Consider the following 3,959-nt stretch of genomic DNA (forward strand, 5'->3'; position numbering starts at 1 on the left):
ACTTCAAATAACAAAGCTTATATTATTTTAAAATCTATGCTTGTATTTTGAAGCTTGTAGAGCTTTGTGATAGAATCTAGATTCTAAAATTTAAGGATTTTGTATCACTCATTTGTGGATTCATAGCTCTCATTTATGGAATCTCTAAATTTATCTTAATGCCTCCTTATCAACCTAAAATCATCTCTCCTCTCTATGAAATTTTATTTCTCTTATCTCCTCACTTGCAAAAAACGATTATGGAATTTCTATCTGCATACGATGATAATACAATCTCTTGATAATAGAATCTAATCTCTGCTATCTCAATCTCATTAAAGAATATTATGCTAGAGTCTCATTACTTTCCAAGACACATTAAATTTTTCAAGGTCTTGTTTGTAAAACTTGGAAAGATAATGAGTTGAAATATCCTTTCAATCACTAAAGCGCAACGTTACCTTATTTTGATTTTTTAGATTCTATGATTGAATCTTTAGTGGTTTGAAATTATTTTTAAGTTTTACGCAGTGATAACATTAAGATTGAGAATCTAAATCTTATTGCAGATAATGGCATAGATACAGTTTTGGCAAATTTTTATTCGTTCTGTTTGGACATTCTCTTTGCCAAAAGTTTGTAGCATTTGCAACATTTCTGCTTGTTTGTTTTGTAGTGTCATAGAATCTTGCAGCAATAGATAGGGCTTGGTGCTAAAGGGTGAACAATCTTCTAAATACACATAACCGTATTGAATGGGTAAATCTCTATAGGGCTTGAGAAAATCAAAAGACTCTTTAGCTTTCTCAAGACAGAGACTATATAGCGGCATTTGTAGGCTATCAACTTGCGCATTGTTTGGTTGCTTGCCGGTTTTATAATCATATACCCAGATTACATTATCATACTTTTCAATGCGATCAATAATACCCTTGAATTCATATCCACAACAATGCACACTAAAAGCATGCTCAAGTGCTAGAATCGTGAGGGAATTTTTACGCAATCGTTCTATTTCATTGTTAAAAAAATATTGCATGACATAAAGTAGCCTGTCTATCTCCATGCGCGTATTAATAGTGTATTGGGTGTTATTTGTATGAATGATTTTATTACATTCATAGGTAAAAATCTCTCTTATAGATTCTATGTCTCGCACACATAAGTCCTTATTGATAAAACTTTTATAGCTAGTATATAAGGCATTATGAATAGATTGCCCGACTTCTTTTGAAGTGGTATTTTTATCATTACTTGGAGGTTCATTTTGTAAATGTTCGATATATTGAAAATAGAATTTACGCACACAAGATTGATACACATCAAGAGCACTAGCACTAAAAGCTTGCGTATAGATGAAGGGTTCAAATTTGTCTTCTTGAAAAGAGTCTTGCAAACTCAGTGATGTATCATAATAGCTATATAATGTATCAATATCCTTTGCTTTGCCTAGATTGCAATGCAATTCAAAGAGCATATTAGAAGGTAGTTTGAGCTTATTGGTAACGAAGCTAATATGCGTGGTTTTTGTGTTTTTCATAATATTGTAATAGTGATGCTTAAAAAGATTTTCTTTGTCCATCTTTGTAGGGATATGGTAAAACTTTCTGATATTAGAGTTCAGAAACATATCTTGAGATTGAACATTGGGGATAAAATCATCAGTAAAATCTATGATTAAAGCTTCCTTGAAGCTTAAATTCCTTGCCTCTAATGCACCCATAACACGAATTTTCCCTCCAGATATATCATCAAGGCGAAACGTGTTAAAATCATGCATAAAAAGTGAAAAAAGCTCGCCAAATCCTAATGGCTGAACTTCAAATAGATGCAGTTGTGTCATAGTTTTTAACGTTATAAGGATATTGATAGCATGGGTCAAAATAGATTTATTGCGGTGAAAGAGAATCTGGAGTATTTTTTCTAAGTGTTTAAGTGTTGGATTCTGGATATGATGATATTTGGGATTTTGCATAGAGTTTTGTAAAAAATTCCATAGAGAATTGGGAATGTCAGTGCAATCTTCTGTATCATAGGAATTCTTGGATTCCCATTCAAAATCGTTAAAAAAATCTCTTGATATTAATTGTTCTAGTCTTTTGATATTTTCCAATGTTTGTGTGATGTCTATATCATTATCTAAAGATATATTATTGTCATGAGACTCCTTATGCAATGAATCTAGTTCTTTAGTAGAGAGGAAGTCAATTAAGGGTTTTATATCGAGTATGTTGTGTGTGTCTTTATTGTATGTTTGTGAGAATTCCTGATACAAAGATTCTAAAATTTGATATTCTTTTGTCGATTGAATACTAGTTCCCATAGCAAAGTTAAACACATTCGCAAAATCTAATATTGCAAGATGATTTACAAAAGATTCATTAGGTAAGATAATAGCAAAATCTAGCTCACTAGCTTTACCGCTTAGGATTTGCTCTTGCCACTTGTAAGCCATATCCAAAGCGAGATTTGCCTGATTAAAAGCTTTTTTTGTTTTATAAAATTTCAGGTTAGAGAGTTTTACTTGAGAATCTTCTATAAAAAGGAGATTGTTGCTTGGCAAGCAATAGATATACTTCTTGTTTGCTTTGATATGCAGCCCCAATTTATCAAAATAGGAGTTAAAATGCTGGACATTGTAAAAGTCTGTGCGGAAGTGTAAAAAAACGGGAATAATATGTGAAACATTAAGAATAATCTCGTATTGCAAAGGAGAAATGAATCCTTCAAGTTCAATATGGACGCTCTCAAATTCCGAAAGATAAGATTCTAGAATCTTATAATTTTGCCCACTATTGTTGCTATAAATCCCATCTGTAAGGTTATTAAGAGTTAGCATATTCTGGTATTGGGTATAAACCTCTGCAATCATATCAAGCTGCCATTCATATTCCTCATGTGTGTCAATCATGCTAAATTTCTTGAGATTCTCTGCTGTAATAGCGATTTTATGCTCACGTAATTCTTCATAGAAATGTAACAAAATATTTGAGCTTTGTAGATAAGAGAGAAAGCTTTCTTCAGAGCTTAGAAAACTTTTACTTTCATGTGAAGAGAATTTTTTTGATTTTTTCACACTTCGCAAAGCTTGTGAGATAAAAAATTCTTGAACATTTTTTGGGATAAGGGCACGAGAGGGATAAGCTACTTTCTGAAAAAATTCAGGGATTGTCAGTGTGGGGGGCAATATGATGTCTTTGGATTCAGTCTTTTTTGAGAAATCAAAGAGATAAAACCATTCTTTATGAATTTTATCAGCAACAAGATTGACGTTTTGTTTTTCTTCATTGCAAAGCTGATGAAGTGGATTAAAATCAATGCCTACAACATCTGAATAATGGCAGCAAAATTCCTTTCTGGCTCTAGCGGTACTAAGAACAAAGAGGCTTTGCTTATAAGTAAAAAGTGCGTTTAAGTCTGCGCTGTTTGTAGCGGAGTCTTGCATGCGGTGTGTTTGATTTTTGGATTTTGACAGGATTGAATCTTTTGTTTCACCAAGAGATTCTAGGCAGGAGAGTGTGCTTTGGTGAGATTGTGCATTACTTGAAATGCTATTGTCAAACTTTTTCTTTGTAAGCATAACTTTCTTCCTAGCTTAAGGATTGAAGTCTTTATTAAAAAAATAACATTGTAGCATTTATGCTTGAAATGAGCAAGTGTTGCATTTTTAAAATTTATTTTATAAGATTTATTCGAAGTGAGGATTATTAACATGCAAATATTTTTGATGACTGAGATATTTAATCTTATTTTTGAGTTATGTTAATTGCTATGATTGATACAGGCGTCAAAAAATGGCAAATGTCCTCATTTTAAAATCCCCCCCCCCCCCATGACAAACACACTCAATAGTAGATAAAATAATCATCACACAAATTAGTATGATTCCTCTTTCTCTTTATATCAAAGACATGATAAGGTTTGTGTATCATTGACTAAGAATACACCTCTTTGATATTGAGATATGAATACAGAGAATC

1 protein-coding gene is annotated in these 3,959 nt (G+C 32.2%); it reads right to left on the reverse strand.

Annotation, left to right across the window (positions count from 1 at the left end; genetic code table 11):
- Positions 1-532 precede the first annotated feature (532 nt).
- On the reverse strand, positions 533-3,559 hold the full coding sequence (locus CQA44_RS11390) for a PD-(D/E)XK nuclease family protein (protein WP_115547335.1): 3,027 nt from the start codon (positions 3,557-3,559) through the stop codon (positions 533-535).
- Positions 3,560-3,959 lie beyond the last annotated feature (400 nt).

This window comes from Helicobacter sp. MIT 14-3879 (assembly GCF_003364125.1).